Origin of the sequence: Streptomyces sp. CB02058, from assembly GCF_001905505.1 — a bacterium.
GTDB lineage: Bacteria > Actinomycetota > Actinomycetes > Streptomycetales > Streptomycetaceae > Streptomyces.
On record NZ_LIPG01000004.1, the window covers coordinates 893,695 to 909,018 of the forward strand.

Annotated in this window: 17 protein-coding genes; 13 read left to right on the top strand and 4 right to left on the bottom strand. The window is 71.0% G+C overall.

Annotated elements, in window-relative coordinates; genetic code table 11:
- Nucleotides 1–6: 6 nt before the first annotated feature.
- Nucleotides 7–921 carry a LysR family transcriptional regulator gene (locus AMK10_RS24485; RefSeq protein ID WP_073750035.1) on the top strand — a complete coding sequence of 305 codons (915 nt, stop codon included), beginning with the start codon at nucleotides 7–9 and terminating at the stop codon, nucleotides 919–921.
- Between the two features lie 145 nt (nucleotides 922–1,066).
- Here AMK10_RS24485 and AMK10_RS24490 read toward each other — a convergent pair whose 3' ends face one another.
- Nucleotides 1,067–1,498 carry an ATP-binding protein gene (locus AMK10_RS24490; RefSeq protein ID WP_073750036.1) on the bottom strand — a complete coding sequence of 144 codons (432 nt, stop codon included), beginning with the start codon at nucleotides 1,496–1,498 and terminating at the stop codon, nucleotides 1,067–1,069.
- Between the two features lie 228 nt (nucleotides 1,499–1,726).
- On the opposite strand from AMK10_RS24490, the gene AMK10_RS24495 reads away from it, so the two are divergent.
- Nucleotides 1,727–2,584, top strand: coding sequence for a helix-turn-helix domain-containing protein (locus AMK10_RS24495; protein WP_073750037.1), 858 nt, complete (start codon nucleotides 1,727–1,729; stop codon nucleotides 2,582–2,584).
- 31 nt (nucleotides 2,585–2,615) lie between these two features.
- Entirely contained in the window at nucleotides 2,616–2,822 is a 207-nt protein-coding gene (locus AMK10_RS24500; RefSeq protein WP_073750038.1) for a DUF397 domain-containing protein, read from the top strand.
- Between the two features lie 42 nt (nucleotides 2,823–2,864).
- Here the strand turns inward: AMK10_RS24500 and AMK10_RS24505 are convergent, their stop codons facing one another.
- Nucleotides 2,865–4,010, bottom strand: a complete 1,146-nt coding sequence (locus tag AMK10_RS24505) for an 8-amino-7-oxononanoate synthase (RefSeq protein WP_073750039.1) — start codon at nucleotides 4,008–4,010, stop codon at nucleotides 2,865–2,867.
- A 143-nt stretch (nucleotides 4,011–4,153) separates the two neighbouring features.
- On the opposite strand from AMK10_RS24505, the gene bioB reads away from it, so the two are divergent.
- From bioB to AMK10_RS24525, 4 genes are all read left to right on the top strand, one after another.
- Nucleotides 4,154–5,392: a biotin synthase BioB gene (bioB, locus tag AMK10_RS24510; RefSeq protein WP_073750193.1), complete on the top strand. Its 1,239-nt coding sequence runs from the start codon at nucleotides 4,154–4,156 to the stop codon at nucleotides 5,390–5,392.
- Complete coding sequence (locus AMK10_RS24515; RefSeq protein WP_073750040.1) at nucleotides 5,385–6,689, top strand: adenosylmethionine--8-amino-7-oxononanoate transaminase; 1,305 nt, start codon at nucleotides 5,385–5,387, stop codon at nucleotides 6,687–6,689. The genes bioB and AMK10_RS24515 overlap by 8 nt, the downstream gene beginning before the upstream one ends.
- 1 nt (nucleotide 6,690) lies before the next feature.
- Nucleotides 6,691–7,380: a dethiobiotin synthase gene (gene bioD, locus AMK10_RS24520; RefSeq protein WP_073750041.1), complete on the top strand. Its 690-nt coding sequence runs from the start codon at nucleotides 6,691–6,693 to the stop codon at nucleotides 7,378–7,380.
- A gap of 70 nt (nucleotides 7,381–7,450) precedes the next feature.
- A complete protein-coding gene (locus AMK10_RS24525) occupies nucleotides 7,451–8,149 on the top strand; it encodes a class I SAM-dependent methyltransferase (RefSeq protein ID WP_073750042.1) in 699 nt (232 codons plus the stop codon).
- Nucleotides 8,150–8,278: 129 nt separating this feature from the next.
- On the opposite strand, the gene AMK10_RS24530 is transcribed toward AMK10_RS24525, so the two are convergent.
- Nucleotides 8,279–8,650 (bottom strand): fic family toxin-antitoxin system, toxin component, encoded by a 372-nt coding sequence (locus AMK10_RS24530; protein WP_073750043.1) that lies wholly within the window; start codon nucleotides 8,648–8,650, stop codon nucleotides 8,279–8,281.
- Nucleotides 8,647–8,874 carry an antitoxin gene (locus AMK10_RS24535; protein ID WP_073750044.1) on the bottom strand — a complete coding sequence of 76 codons (228 nt, stop codon included), beginning with the start codon at nucleotides 8,872–8,874 and terminating at the stop codon, nucleotides 8,647–8,649. The genes AMK10_RS24530 and AMK10_RS24535 overlap by 4 nt, the downstream gene beginning before the upstream one ends.
- Nucleotides 8,875–9,037: 163 nt before the next feature.
- On the opposite strand from AMK10_RS24535, the gene AMK10_RS24540 reads away from it, so the two are divergent.
- From AMK10_RS24540 to mug, 6 genes are all read left to right on the top strand, one after another.
- The gene (locus AMK10_RS24540; RefSeq protein ID WP_073750045.1) at nucleotides 9,038–9,457 is read left to right on the top strand and encodes a GNAT family N-acetyltransferase; all 420 of its coding nucleotides are present in this window, start codon (nucleotides 9,038–9,040) and stop codon (nucleotides 9,455–9,457) included.
- Nucleotides 9,458–9,680: 223 nt separating this feature from the next.
- Complete coding sequence (locus tag AMK10_RS24545) at nucleotides 9,681–11,018, top strand: hemolysin family protein (protein WP_073750046.1); 1,338 nt, start codon at nucleotides 9,681–9,683, stop codon at nucleotides 11,016–11,018.
- Nucleotides 11,015–12,034, top strand: coding sequence for a hemolysin family protein (locus AMK10_RS24550; RefSeq protein WP_073750047.1), 1,020 nt, complete (start codon nucleotides 11,015–11,017; stop codon nucleotides 12,032–12,034). Before AMK10_RS24545 ends, AMK10_RS24550 begins: the two co-directional genes overlap by 4 nt.
- 102 nt (nucleotides 12,035–12,136) lie before the next feature.
- Nucleotides 12,137–12,973, top strand: coding sequence for an SGNH/GDSL hydrolase family protein (locus AMK10_RS24555; protein ID WP_073750048.1), 837 nt, complete (start codon nucleotides 12,137–12,139; stop codon nucleotides 12,971–12,973).
- Between the two features lie 86 nt (nucleotides 12,974–13,059).
- Nucleotides 13,060–14,502, top strand: coding sequence for an adenylosuccinate lyase (gene purB, locus AMK10_RS24560; RefSeq protein WP_198959772.1), 1,443 nt, complete (start codon nucleotides 13,060–13,062; stop codon nucleotides 14,500–14,502).
- Between the two features lie 39 nt (nucleotides 14,503–14,541).
- Nucleotides 14,542–15,105, top strand: a complete 564-nt coding sequence (gene mug, locus AMK10_RS24565) for a G/U mismatch-specific DNA glycosylase (RefSeq protein ID WP_073750050.1) — start codon at nucleotides 14,542–14,544, stop codon at nucleotides 15,103–15,105.
- Nucleotides 15,106–15,324 lie beyond the last annotated feature (219 nt).

The window sequence follows — 15,324 nt, forward strand, 5'->3', positions numbered from 1 at the left end:
TGCTTAATGTACGACCCGACGAGGCTGGCCGCGCTGGTGGCGGTGGCCGAGGCCGGCTCGATCACACGGGCGGCCGCGCGGCTGGGCTACACCGCGCCAGCGCTCTCGCAGCAGCTGGCCAAACTGGAGCGGGAGGCCGGGGCCGCGCTGCTCGTCCGGCACCACCGTGGTGCGCGACTGACGGCCGCCGGGGAGCTGCTGGCCGGGCGGGCCAGGCGGGTCCTGGACGAGTTGGACCAGGCGCGGCACGAGCTGGCCCGCCTCGCCGGGCTGTCGGGCGGGCGGCTGCGGGTCGGCACCTTCGTGACGGCCGGCATCCATCTGCTGCCGCCGGTGCTCACCGCCTTCCGCCGCGCCCACCCCGATGTCGAGCTGACCGTCACGGACTACGAGCCGCCGGCCGGGGTGGCCGCGGTGGCGGCGGGCGAGGTGGATCTGGCGCTGACCCACGCCTACGAACCGGCGGCGCCCGATCCGCTGCCCGCGGGGGTGCACGCCGAGCCACTGCTCGTCGAGGAGCTGGTGCTCGTCACCGCGCTCGGGCAGATGCTGTCCGAGGGCAGCGGTCCGCTGCCTGTCTCCGAGCTGGCCGGCCGCCCGCTGATCAGCAGCGCGCCGGCTCATCCGCCACGGCGCGGGGTGGAACGCGCGCTGGCCGACGCGGGGGCGACCCCCGCCGTGGTGTGCGAGTCTCCGGGCTACGCGCTGGTGTGCGCGCTGGTCAGCGCGGGCATCGGCGTGGCGGTCGTACCGGAGATGGTCGCGACGATGTCCCCGACACCTCTGGCCGTGCGACGCCTGGAACCGGCGGCGTTCCGGCGGACGATCTCCGTGGCGCACCGGGGGGAGCGGAACACGGCGGCCGCTTCTACGCTGATGGCGCTGCTGCGCAGCGGCTTCGGCCGGGCCTCCGCACCGTAGGCGATGGCTTGACGGGTGCCGGCTCAGCGTTGCCGTCCTTGCGCTCGACCAGGTGATCCCGTTCGGCCTGTCGACGCCGGTCGAGGTGGTCGGCACGACCAACCTCTGAGGGCGGCCGGCACCGCCGGTCGAAGGGCAGCAGCCGTCACGTCTGCGCGGGGACCGCCCAGGGAAGAGCGATCGACACGGTCTTGCCGCCGTCGGGGGTGGGGCTGACGCTGAGCCGTCCACCGCACTGCTTGGCGAGGGCCCGGATGATCACCATGCCCCGGCCGTTGTCCTGCCTGACCGCCGCGGGCAGGCGCTGGGGCCATCGGGGGTGACTGTCCGTCACTCCGAGGAAGAGCTCGACGTCCCGGTCCAGGCGGAGGTCCACGGTGAACGTGGGTGACTGGCCGAAGGTGTGCTGCACGGCGTTGGTGGCCAGTTCCGAGACGATCAGCCGGATGTCGTCGGCGGTCTCGCTGCCTTCGGCCAGACCCCATTCGGCGAGTACCCGTGCGACGTATCTCCGGGCCTCGGACACCGAGGCCGGGTCGCTCGGCAGAGTCACGGTTGCTTCCTGATGGTCTGCCATGGCGACGCCGTCCCTTTCCCGCCTGACCGACCCGCGATCGGCCTGGACTGTGCTTCGCGCCAGACTGCCACCGATGCTGCCCCGCAGGGCAGCGATCGACCAAGATATGCATATATCTGTCGCCCATTCCGGTGAACTCTCCCCCGTAGCCGTACACAACCACCACACTGGCCCCTTTCCTGGCTGTCCCGCGGAGGACGGCCCTCCGCACAAGGGAAGGAGGCCGGCATGCGGCACGGCCCCGTGGTACGCCGTCGCAAACTCGGGGAGGAACTGCGCAGCCTGCGCCATGCCTCGGGACTCACCAGCCGGGAAGCCGCCGTGATGCTGGGCTGGAACCAGTCGAAGGTGAGCCGGATCGAGACGGGGGCGAGCGGGGTGACTCCCGCCGACGTGACCCGGCTGCTCGACGCCTACGGCGTGGACGACGCACACCTGCGCTCACTGCTCCAGACCCTCGCGGGCTCGGCGGGCGGCGGCGGAGTCGGCTGGTGGCACGCCTATCGCGGGCTCATCCCGCCCCAGTACCGCGACTTCATCAGCCTGGAGTCCCAGGCCTGTGAGGCCCGCACCCTGGAGACCTCGGTGGTGCCGGGGCTGCTGCAGACAGCCGACTACGCGCGAGCGGTGACCCGGTCCTCGCTGGACGGGCTCCCGCCCGCACAGCTCGACTCCCTGGTGGAGGTCAGACTCGCCCGGCAGAGCGTCCTGTACTCACCGGGACCGCTGCGGTTCAGCGCCGTGCTCGACGAGGCCGTGCTCCGGCGCCGGGTCGGCGGCCCCGCGGTCATGCGGGATCAGCTGCATCACCTGGCACGTTCCGCTCAACTGCCCCACGTGACACTGCAGTTACTGCCGTTCGAGGCGGGAAGCTACGTCGGACTCACCGGGCCTTTCGTTATCTTCTCCTTTCCGAGCACTTCTGATCTGGATGTGGTCACTCTTGACCATTTGACGAGTAGTCTCTATCTGGAGCGGAGAGAAGACCTTGAGGCGTACAGCTCGGCCTTCCGTACGTTGCAGGCCCACGCGCTGTCGCCGGAGCGTTCGCTGGACCTCATCGCCGCCGTAGGCCGTGGCGATTAGGCGGAACTTCAGACTGCCCGAGGGGGGCACGATGTCCGACCGTCCCGCACAGCCCGCACCCACATGGCGGCGCAGCAGCCGCAGCACAGGGATGAACAACTGCGTGGAAGCAGCGCTGCTCGGCGAGAATCTCCTGGCCGTCCGGGACTCCAAGGACGAGGCGCTCCCACCTCTGCGCTTCTCCGGGACGGCGTGGACGTCCTTCGTGGCCGGGCTGCACGGTCCCCGGGTCGGCTGACGCGGGCCTTCCCGGGGCATCGGTGCCGTGGTGGCTCCGGACTCAGCCGGCCGGGGGCGCCGTCGAGACGATCGTGCTCACGGCGGCCTCGATCTGGTCCTGCGTCAGGTCGGCCCGGGCGGTCAGCCGGAGCCGTGAGATCCCGTCCGGCACCGACGGCGGCCGGAAGCATCCCACCGCGAGCCCGGCCTCCCGGCAGTCCGCCGCCCAGCGCACGGCCGACTCCGGGGAGGGCGCGCGTACCGACACGACGGCGGCGTCGGGGCGTACGGCGGTCAGGCCCGCCGCGGTCAGCCGGCCGTGCAGGTCGAGGGCGACCGCGCCTGCCCTGGCCGCGCGTTCCGGCTCCCGGCGCAGCAGCCGGAGCGCGCCGAGCGCGCCGCCGGCAGCGGCCGGCGCGAGGCCGGTGTCGAAGATGAACGTACGGGCTGTGTTGACCAGATGGCTGATGACCCGGGCGGGTCCCAGGACCGCTCCGCCCTGGCTGCCCAGCGACTTGGAGAGGGTGAGCGTGGCGACGATCCCCTCGTCGCCCGCGAGACCGGCGGCGGCGAGCGCGCCGCGCCCTCCCTCGCCCAGGACCCCCAGTCCGTGCGCGTCGTCCACCAGGAGGGCGGCGCCCCCGTCCCGGCAGGCGTCGGCCAGGGCGGGAAGCGGGGCCGCGTCGCCGTCCACCGAGAAGACCGAGTCGGTCACGGCCAGTGCCCGTCCCCCGTGGGTGCGGAGCGTCTTGCGTACGGCCTCGGGGTCCGCGTGCGGCACCACGGCGGTCGCGGCCCGGGAGAGCCTGCAGCCGTCGACGATCGAGGCGTGGTTACCCGCGTCGGACACGATCAGCCAGTCGCGTCCGGTGAGCGCGGTGAGGGCCGCGAGGTTGGCGGCGTAACCGGAGGAGAACACGAGGGCCGCTTCGAATCCGCAGAAGTCGGCGAGTTCCCGCTCCAGTTCGGCGTGGAGTGCGGTGGAGCCGGTGACCAGACGGGAGCCGGTGGAACCCGCACCCCATTCCCGCGCCGCCTCCGCAGCGGCCGAGGTGACCTCGGGGTGCCGGGTCAGCCCCAGGTAGTCGTTGCTGGCGAGGTCCAGCGGTCCGGCCTCGGCGGGCCTCGGGCGCAGCATCCGGACGAGTCCGGCGTCTGCCCGGCGGCGCGCCTCGTCGTCGATCCAGTCGAATGGGGCGTAGGACATGAGCGGGTCCCTTTTGTAGGCAGCTCACAGACCCTAACCGGGTGCGCAACAGGCCAGGGTGTGGCAATACACACAGCATCGGCCGGCTCTCCTGTCCGGTTCCTCCTTGGCCGATGGCGGTGCCGTACGTCAGGATCAACGCCATGGACCTGCTGAACACGCTGGTGGACAAGGGGCTGCGGCGCGAACTGCCGACCCGTGAAGAGGCGCTCGCCGTGCTGGCGACCTCCGACGACGAACTGCTCGACGTGGTGGCCGCGGCCGGGAAGGTGCGCCGCCAGTGGTTCGGCAGGCGCGTCAAGCTGAACTATCTGGTGAACCTGAAGTCCGGGCTCTGTCCCGAGGACTGCTCGTACTGCTCGCAGCGCCTCGGCTCCAAGGCCGAGATCCTCAAGTACACCTGGCTGAAACCGGACGAGGCGAAGAAGGCCGCCGCCGCGGGTGTGGCCGGTGGCGCGAAGCGCGTGTGCCTGGTGGCGAGCGGCCGGGGGCCGACCGACCGGGACATCGACCGGGTGTCGCAGACGATCGAAGCGATCAAGGATCAGCACGAGGGCGTCGAGGTGTGCGCCTGTCTCGGCCTTCTGTCGGAGGGCCAGGCCGACCGCCTCAGGTCTGCGGGCGCCGACGCGTACAACCACAACCTCAACACCTCCGAGGGTACGTACGGAGACATCACCACCACCCACACGTACGCCGACCGGGTGGACACCGTTCAGCAGGCCCAGGCGGCCGGGCTCTCCGCCTGCTCCGGTCTGATCGCCGGGATGGGCGAGACCGACGCCGATCTCGTGGACGTCGTGTTCTCGCTGCGCGCGCTGGACCCCGACTCGGTGCCGGTGAACTTCCTGATTCCCATGGAGGGCACGCCGCTCGCCAAGGAGTGGCACCTCACACCGCAGCGGTGCCTTCGCATCCTGGCGATGGTCAGGTTCGTCTGCCCCGATGCCGAGGTGCGGCTCGCGGGCGGGCGTGAGGTCCATCTGCGCTCGATGCAGCCGCTGGCCCTGAATCTGGTCAACTCGATCTTCCTGGGCGACTACCTGACCAGCGAGGGGCAGGCCGGGCAGACCGACCTCGACATGATCGCGGACGCCGGTTTCGAAGTGGAGGGAGCGGAGACCACGACCCTCCCGGAGCACCGCGCGCAGTCGGCGGGCGGCTGCGGTTCGCACGAGAGCAGCGGGTGCGGTTCACACGGGAGCGGCTGCGCTCCGTGCGGCGAATCCGGCTCCACGGCGGGTGACACCTCGGCGGTGTGCGGGACCGTGGCGGCGCCCGCCGACCGGGCGCCCGAGGCCACCGAGCCCCTGACGGCGCGCACGGACCTGGTGGCCGTCCGCCGACGCGGTGCCGGAACGGATCTCGCACCCAATGCCTGACCCGCTCCGCCCCGCCGAACTCCTCGCCCTGGACCGGGCCCACGTCTGGCACCCCTACGGCCCGATGCCGGGGCGGCAGGAACCGCTGGTCGTGGAGTCCGCGTCCGGGGTCCGTCTCAGACTCGCCGAACCCGCCCATGGGCAGAGCGAGTTGGTGGACGGCATGTCGTCCTGGTGGTCGGCGGTCCACGGCTACAACCATCCGGTGCTCAACGAGGCCGCCCGCGGGCAACTGGACCGGATGAGCCATGTGATGTTCGGCGGGCTCACCCATGAGCCCGCCGTCCGGCTGGCCGCCCGGCTGGTGGAGATCACCCCTGAGCCGCTGCGACACGTCTTCCTCGCCGATTCGGGTTCGGTCTCGGTCGAGGTCGCGGTGAAGATGTGCCTGCAGTACTGGCGCTCGGCCGGGCGGCCGGGCAAGCACCGGCTGCTGACGTGGCGCGGCGGCTACCACGGGGACACCTGGCAGCCGATGTCGGTGTGCGACCCCGAGGGCGGGATGCACGAGCTGTGGTCGGGTGCCCTCCCCCGGCAGGTCTTCGCGGACGCCCCCCCGGACGGCTTCAACGCCGAGCCGGACGAGGCGTACGTGAGGCATCTGCGGGAGCTGATCGCCGCCCACGCCGACGAGCTGGCCGCGGTGATCGTGGAGCCCGTCGTCCAGGGCGCGGGCGGGATGCGGTTCCACTCGCCCGCCTACCTCCGGGTGCTCCGCGAGGCGTGCGACGCGAACGACGTGCTGCTGGTGTTCGACGAGATCGCGACCGGCTTCGGCCGCACCGGCAAGCTCTTCGCGGCGGGGCATGCCGGGGTGTCACCGGACGTGATGTGTGTCGGCAAGGCGCTGACCGGCGGCTATCTGACGCTGGCGGCGACACTGTGCACCTCACGGGTGGCCGAGGGCATTTCGAGCGGAGAGGTGCCGGTGCTGGCGCACGGGCCGACCTTCATGGGCAATCCACTGGCCTCGGCCGTGGCCTGCGCGTCCGTGGACCTCCTGCTGGGCCAGGACTGGGAGCTGGAGGTCGAGCGGATCGGCAGGGCTCTGCGCCTCGGGCTGGCCGGGGCCTCGGAGCTGCCGGGTGTACGGGAGGTCAGAGTGCTGGGCGCGATCGGGGTCGTACAGCTCGATCACGAGGTGGACATGGAGGCCGCGACCCGCGCGGCGGTCCGCGAGGGTGTGTGGCTGCGCCCGTTCCGCGATCTCGTGTACACGATGCCGCCCTATGTGACGGGCGACGACGATGTGGCGCGAATCTGCCGGGCCGTGTGCGCGGCGGCGAGGGAAGGCTGAGATGACGATTCTGGTGGTGTCCGGCACGGGCACCGAGATCGGCAAGACGATCGTGACGGCCGCGGTGGCGGCGGCCTGGCAGGGCCGCAGGGTTGCCGTGCTCAAGCCCGCCCAGACGGGTCTCGCGCCGGGAGAGCCGGGGGACGCCGCCGAGGTGGTCAGGCTGGCCGGCGCCCATGTGACCGCGGTCGAACTGGCTCGTTTCCCGGAGCCGTTGGCACCCGAGACGGCGGCACGCCGCGCCGGGCTCACGCCCGTACGCCCGTACGAGATCGCCGAGACGGCCCAGAAGCTGGCGACGGAGCACGATCTCGTACTCGTCGAGGGCGCGGGCGGGCTGCTCGTGCGCTACGACGAACAGGGAGCCACGCTCGCGGACGCCGCACGGCTGATGACGGCACCGGTGCTGGTCGTGGCGGCCGCGGGCCTGGGCACCCTCAACGCCACCGCTCTGACGACGGAGGCCCTGCGGTCGCGCGGGCTGGTGTGCCCGGGTGTGGTGGTGGGGAGCATGCCGGCCGACCCGGACCTGGCCTCCCGGTGCAACATCGACGACCTGCCTGTCTCGGCGGGGGCGCCGCTCCTGGGCGCGGTGCCTGCCGGAGCCGGGTCACTGGCCCCGTCCGACTTCCGGGCCCGGGCGGCGAGTTGGCTGGCGCCGGAGCTCGGAGGGAACTCGGCCCGCGCATGAGCGGCTGAGTGCGCCCGTACGGGGGAGAATCGAGGTGGAGCCGTTTCCCCGTGCTCGAAGGAGGCCCGTCATGCGTCGGCGCAGCACGAAGAATCCTCGGGACGCGGTGCACCACCCGGTCTTCGCCCGCTTCTACGCCCGGATGAGCGTGACCGCCGATCTCAAGGCGGGCATCGCGGCCCACCGCGAGGAGCTCCTCGCCGGCCTCTCCGGCCGGGTCATCGAGATCGGCGCGGGCAACGGCCTCAATTTCGCTCACTACCCGGGGGCCGTCTCCGAGGTGATGGCGATCGAGCCGGAGCGCAATCTGCGCCGGCTGGCGACCGATGCCGCGCTGCGGGCGGAGGTACCGGTCGATATGGTGCCGGGCACCGCGGAGGCGCTGCCGGTCAAGAGCGAGGCGTTCGACGCCGCCGTGGCCTCGCTGGTCCTGTGCACCGTACGGGATCTGCCCCGGGCGCTGGCGGAGATCAAGCGGGTGCTGAGGCCGGGCGGCGAGCTGCGCTTCTTCGAGCACACCCTGGCGCAGGGCGGAGCGCTGGCAGCGGCGCAGCGGACGGTGGACCGCACCTTCTGGCCGTTGCTCTTCGGGGGCTGCCACACCGCACGGGACACGATCACCGCGCTGGAGGAGGCCGGCTTCGAACTGGGGGTGTACCGCCGGTTCCGCATCCCTGAACGTGGCGTGCAGCTGCCGACCACGCCCTGTGTGCTGGGCGTGGCCCGGAGGTCCGCGGTGGTGGACCGGTCAGCGGAGGCTTCGCCCTGACCGCTCGGGCGGAGGCTCTTCCGGCCGATCGCGCGCAGGCCCCTTCACGTACGGCCGTGCGGGGCCCTTCGCGTCCGGCCTCGCCCCGGGGCTGCTCCCGCATCGGGACTCCCGCCATGGGACGCGTCCTCACAGGCTCCAGCGGCGCAGCTCGTCGGCGATGGCCCTGACGTCGGCCTTGCCCTCTTTCACCAGCAGCGCGAGATCGCGCACCTGTTCGGGCGAAGTGATGATCTTCAGCCCGGAGGCGACGAGGTAGCCGTAGGCGACGGCGGAGGCGAACATCGCGTTCGAGTGCTCCAGCGCGGGCACATGGAGGAGCAACTGCAGCATGGCGGCGGCCCGGGAATGCGGATCGCTGTAGACGGGGCTGCCGAAGATCTCCGCCTCGTGCCGGCTGACAGCGGCGACGAGCGCACCCCAGTCCACGACCTGGGGATCGCCGGGCGTCTTGTGCTCGGCGACCATGAGCAGCCAGGAAAGGTCGATCTGCAGGTTCAACGGGTGCCTTTGCGCTCCGTGCCGAACTCCTCGGCGAACACCGACTCGTACTGCTTCATGAAGTCGGCCGCGGCCTCGACGAAGGTGTGTCCCACTTCGCCCGCATCCTGTTTGACGAGCTCCTCTATGTAGCGGTTCACGCTCATCCCCCGTTGCAGGGCGCGCTGACGCGCCGCCTCGGCGGTGGCCTCGTCCACTCGAACGTTCAGCTGAGTCTTGGGCACGACATCACGCTAGCGCGCCCGTGCTAGCACTCGCAAGGGGAACGGGCACGCGCGGCGCCGGGAGACGGCGCCGGGACGGACGGGTGGGATCGGCGGTCCACGGGGTACCTGACTCGCACGAAAACAATGGCTGATTCCGCGCACACTCTGGTTGGCTCCCACCATGACCGATCTCGATATCCGCCCCGCCACCCCCTCCGACGTCGACGCCGTCCTGCGGTTCTGGCGCGACGCCGCGGAGGGGACCAGCATCACGGACGACCACGACGGGGTCGCCGGCCTGATCGAGAGGGACCCCGAGTCCCTGATCCTCGCCGAACGCGACGGCCGCCTCGCCGGAACCGTCATAGCCGGGTACGACGGATGGCGGTGCTCCATGTACCGCCTCGCCGTGCACCCCGACTTCCGCCGGCAGGGCATCGCCACGGCGCTGATGGACGTCGCGGAGCAGCGATTCGCCGCGCTGGGCGGGCGGCGGGTGGACGCCATGGTCCTGGAGGCCAATGGTCAGGCGCACCACGCATGGGCGGCAGGTGGCTACCATCGCGAGGACCACTGGCGGCGCTGGGTCAAGTCCCTGTGAGCGTTTCCGCGCGCACCCCTGCGCACGTGCTCCCAGGCCCCTGACCAGCCCCGCAGCAACTCACACGCACCCGATTTTGCTGATCCTTTACTATGGATTCTCGAACATCCGACCCCTTCGAAAGGTGTGAGCGTCCGCCCATGGGCGAGCCCCCCAGTAGTCGATACCGCCGACATCGCGCGAACCTCCTGCCCCTGCTCGATCCTGGGACGGAGGTGAACCGATGACCGAAGTACTCCTGCTCCTCGTGGCGGTACTGCTCTCCCTCGCCTGCGGTGCGTTCGTGGCGGCCGAGTTCTCTCTGACCACGGTGGAGCGCGGCGAGCTCGAAAGGGCCGCAGACCGAGGTGAGCGGGGTGCGGCGGGAGCACTCAAGGCCGTACGCAGCCTCACCTACCAGCTCTCCGGCGCCCAACTCGGCATCACCGTGACCAACCTGGTGGTCGGCATGCTCGCCGAGCCGTCCATCGCCAAGCTCATCCGGGGGCCGGTGGAGGCGACCGGACTGTCACCCGGTGTGGCCTCCTCACTCGCGCTCGTGATCGGCACCGCGCTGTCCACCGTGGTCCTGATGGTGGTCGGCGAACTCGTCCCGAAGAACTGGGCGATCTCCTCCCCGCTCGCCGTCGCCAAGGTGGTCGCCACGCCGCAGCGCGCGTTCACGGCGGTGTTCCGGCCCTTCATCAGCCACCTCAACAACACGGCCAACCGGATTCTGAGGCGCTTCGGTCTCGAACCCGCCGAAGAGCTCGCCTCGGCGCGCAGTCCGCAGGAACTGGTGGCTCTGGCACGCCATTCCGCGAAGGAAGGCGCACTCGAGGCGGACACGGCCGAGCTCTTCGTGCGCACCCTCAACCTGTCCGAACTCACCGCGGAGAACGTGATGACGCCTCGCGTCCAGGTCACCGCCCTGGAGGTGCAGGCGACCGCCGAGGACGTCGCGAACGCCACCCGGGCCACCGGCCTCTCCCGCTTCCCCGTGTACCGGGGCAACCTGGACTCGGTCGTCGGTGTCGCGCACATCAAGGACGTACTGGCGATCCCGGCGGACCAGCGGCCTCGCAAGCGTGTGGCGGAGATGCTGCGCGAACCCCTGCTCGTGCCGGAGACGCTCACCGTGGACCGGCTGCTGGACCGGCTCTCCGGCAAGCTCGCCATGGCCGTCGTCATCGACGAGTACGGCGGCACGGCGGGAGTCGTGACGCTGGAGGACATCGTGGAGGAAGTCGTCGGCGAGGTCCGGGACGAGCACGACCCGCACGAGACCCCCGACCTGGCGCCCGCCGGTGAGGACGCGGACGGGCGGACCCTGTGGTCCGCCGACGGAGCGGCCCGCACGGACCAGCTCCGCACCATCGGACTGCGGGTACCGGAAGGGCCGTACGAGACTCTCGCCGGGCTGATCGCCACGGAGGTCGGCCGCATCCCTGTCGTCGGCGACACCGTCGAGCTGACGGGCTGGCGGATCGACGTGGTGGACGCTTCGGGGCACCGCGCCGCGCGTGCCCTGCTGCACGCACCGCTCGCCGGTGACGACGAGCCGGCGGAGGACGAGCGATGACCGCCATCCAGCTCTTCATCGGTCTGCTGACCCTGGTCGTCAACGCCTTCTTCGTCGGCGCGGAGTTCGCGCTGATCTCCGTACGCCGCAGCCAGGTCGAGCCCGAGGCCGAGGCGGGGAACAGGCGGGCGCGCAGCGTCATCTGGGGCCTCGAACACGTCTCGGCGCTCCTGGCGGCGGCCCAGCTCGGCATCACGCTCTGCACACTGGTGCTGGGTATCGTCGCCGAGCCCGCCATCGCCCATCTGCTGGAGCCGGTCTTCGACTCGGTGGGCGTGCCGCACGGCCTGGTGCACCCGATCTCGTTCGTGATCGCCCTGACGGTGGCCACGTATCTGCACATGCTGCTGGGCGAGATGGTGCCGAAGAACATCGCGCTGGCGGAGCCCCTCCGCACGGTGCTGCTGCTCGGACCGCCCCTGGTTACTCTCGCCCGGGCGCTGAAGCCGGTGATCTTCGCGATCAACGCCTTCGCGAACACGCTGCTCAAGCTGTTGCGGGTGGAGACCAAGGACGAGGTCGCCGCCACCTTCTCCGACGACGAGCTGGCACGGCTCGTCAAGGACGCCGAGGACTCGGGGCTCGTCGACGACCGTTCGGCGGACCGTCTGCGCCACGCATTGGAACTGGGACGGCGTCCGGTCCAGGAGGTACTGCTGCCGGTCGACCGGGTGCTGTACACCAGGGTCGGCACGACTCCGGAGGAGCTGGAGCGGCTCTCCCACGAGTCCGGCTTCTCGCGCTTCCCGGTCATGGACAGCGAGCAGCGCATCATCGGATACCTGCACGTGAAGGACGCGCTGGACGCGGCGCCGCGCGATGTCCCCTTCCCGGTCTCGGCTCTGCGGCCGATCGCCCGGGTGCGCGCGGCGACGCCGCTGGACGACGTACTGACCGCGCTGCGGCGCAGCCGTACGCATCTGGCGGCCGTGCTCGACGAGAACGGGCGGCTGGCGGGCATGATCACGATGGAAGACGTCCTGCGCGAGCTGGTGGGCAGGCACCAGGCACGTTGACGTGACGGTGCGGGGAGGGGCGCGGCCACGGTCGCGCCCCTCCCCGTCGCTGTCCCTTCATACGCGGCCGCCGGCTTCCGGCGCGGTACGATTTCCAGCGCCATGGAATTGAATGCCTCCTACACCAGTCTCGTCGCGGTCGGCGACTCGTTCACCGAGGGCATGTCGGATCTGCTGCCCGATGGTTCCTACCGGGGGTGGGCCGATGTTCTCGCCGCCCGGCTCGCGGTCCGCACACCGGGCTTCAGGTACGCCAACCTCGCGGTGCGGGGAAAGCTCATCGGCCAGATCGTGGATGAACAGGTCGCGGTCGCCGCGGCGCTGCAGCCCGATGTGATCACGCTCGTCGGCGGGCTCAACGACACGCTCCGGCCGAAGTGCGACATGGGCATGGTGCGCGGTCGGCTCGAGGAGGCGGTGGAGCGGCTCGCGCCGTCCTGCAAGACCTTGGTGCTGATGCGCAGCCCCGGCCGGAACGGACCGGTGCTCGAACGCTTCCGCCCTCGCATGGAAGAGCTGTTCTCGCTGGTCGGCGACCTGGCCGAACGCCACGGCGCTCTGGTGGCCGACCTGTACGGCGCACCGTCGCTGAGCGATCCGCGGATGTGGGACGTGGACCGGCTGCATCTGACGGCCGACGGGCACCGCCGGGTCGCGGAGGCGGTCTGGCAGACGCTGGGGCTGCCCGCGGAGAGCGACTGGCAGACGCCTGCGCCCGCGTCCCCGCCCGCACGGTGGGCCCAGCGGCGGGTGGACGACATCAGCTTCGCCCGGCAGCATCTGATGCCCTGGATCGGGCGACGGCTCACCGGGCGCTCGTCCGGCGACGGACGGGCCGGTGCGCAGTTCGACGCGGAACTCGGCAAGGCGTTCTGGATCACTCCCGAGGACGTGGCGGCTCCCGGACCGGTGACGGGCTGGCGCCGGGTGGACGGCTGACCGAGGCCGGCCTCCCAGGCTTCGTAGGAAGCCACAGACCGGCCCGCGGCGCGGACCTGCAGAAACCGCCAGTAGAATCCGGACACGTGACTGCTGTGTCTGCGAAGCCTCGCATCCCCAATGTCCTGGCCGGCCGCTATGCCTCCACGGAGCTGGCCGTCCTCTGGTCCCCCGAGCAGAAGGTGAAGCTGGAACGTCAGCTGTGGCTGGCGGTGCTGCGCGCTCAGAAGGACCTCGGGATCGAGGTGCCCGACGCGGCGCTGGCCGACTACGAGCGTGTGATCGACCAGGTCGACCTGGCCTCCATCGCCGAGCGCGAGAAGGTCACCCGGCACGACGTGAAGGCCCGGATCGAAGAGTTCAACGCTCTCGCCGGCCACGAGCAGGTCCACAAGGGCATGACCTCCCGGGACCTCACCGAGAATGTCGAGCAGCTGCAGATCCGGCTCTCGCTGGAGCTGATGCGGGACCGCACGGTGGCGGTTCTGGCCCGTCTCGGCAAGCTGTCGGCGGAGTACCGCGAGCTGGTCATCGCGGGCCGTTCGCACAACGTCGCCGCTCAGGCCACGACGCTCGGCAAGCGTTTCGCGACCGCCGCGGACGAGCTGCTGGTGGCGTACGGGCGGCTGGAGGACCTGCTGGGCCGATACCCGCTCCGCGGCATCAAGGGACCTGTCGGCACGGCGCAGGACATGCTGGACCTGCTCGGCGGCGACGCGGGCAAGCTCGCCGAGCTGGAGCAGCGCATCGCGGGGCACCTCGGCTTCGCCCACGCCTTCACCTCCGTCGGCCAGGTCTACCCCCGTTCCCTCGACTACGACGTGGTGACGGCGCTTGTACAGCTGGCCGCCGCGCCCTCGTCCGTCGCCAAGACCATCCGGCTGATGGCCGGCCACGAGCTGGTGACCGAGGGCTTCAAGCCGGGTCAGGTCGGCTCGTCGGCCATGCCGCACAAGATGAACACGCGCTCCTGCGAGCGGGTCAACGGCCTGATGGTGATCCTGCGGGGTTATGCGTCGATGACGGGCGAGCTGGCGGGCGACCAGTGGAACGAGGGCGACGTGTCCTGTTCCGTGGTCCGCCGGGTCGCGCTGCCCGACGCTTTCTTCGCGTTCGACGGTCTGCTGGAGACCTTCCTCACGGTGCTCGACGAGTTCGGCGCGTTCCCCGCGGTCGTGGCTCGTGAGCTGGACCGCTACCTTCCCTTCCTCGCCACCACCAAGGTGCTTATGGGTGCGGTGCGGGCCGGGGTCGGCCGCGAGGTCGCTCATGAGGCCATCAAGGAGAACGCGGTCGCCTCCGCCCTCGCCATGCGGGAGCAGGGCGCGGAGCGCAACGAGCTGCTGGACAAGCTCGCCGCCGACGAGCGCATCCCCCTCGACCGTGCCGAGCTCGACGCGCTGATGGCCGACAAGCTGTCGTTCACCGGTGCGGCGGGCGATCAGGTCACCTCCCTGGTGTCCAGGATCGAAGAGATCGCCAAGCAGCATCCGGAGGCCGCCGCATACGCCCCCGGCTCCATTCTCTGACGGCCCTCTCCGTCACCGGATGAATCCCGAAACCGCCGGATGACTCCCGAAGAGCTCCAGGCCGCCCGCGACCGCGTCGTCCCCGACGTGGTCGCGGGCGGTCTTCGTGTGCTGTTCTGCGGCATCAATCCGAGCCTCATGACCGCTGTCACAGGGCACCATTTCGCTCATCCGGGCAACAGGTTCTGGCCAGTACTGCATCGATCGGGCTTCACCCCCCGCCAGTTGAAGCCGTCGGAACAGAGCCAGCTCCTGGAGTACGGCCTGGGCATCACCAACGTGGTGGCCAGGGCGACAGCGCGGGCCGACGAGCTGGGCCCGGAGGAGTTCCGTGAGGGCGGCAGGCTGCTGTCGGCCAAGGTGGAGGAGCTGCGTCCGGTGTGGCTGGCCGTCGTCGGTGTCACCGCCTATCGCACTGCTTTCGGTGAACGCGGTGCCCGGATCGGCCCGCAGGAACCCACCGTGGGCGGCGCGCGGGTCTGGGCACTGCCCAATCCGAGCGGTCTGAACGCCCACTGGACGGTGAGCACCATGGCGGAGGAGTACGCCCGTCTGCTGGCGGCGGTCTCCGAGGGCCCCGTCGACCGGACCGGCCCTTCCTGACTCCCCCGGGAGGCGTCGCTCGGGAGCCTGCCGGGCGGAAAGCTGCCGTTCGGGAGCCTGCGCCGGGCGGAAACCTGGCGCTCGGGAGCCTGCGCCGGGCGGAAACCTGGCGCTCGGGAGCCTGCGCCGGGCGGAAACCTGGCGCTCGGGAGCCTGCGCCGGGCGGAAACCTGGCGCTCGGGAGCCTGCGCCGGGCGGAAACCTGGCGCTCGGGAGCGT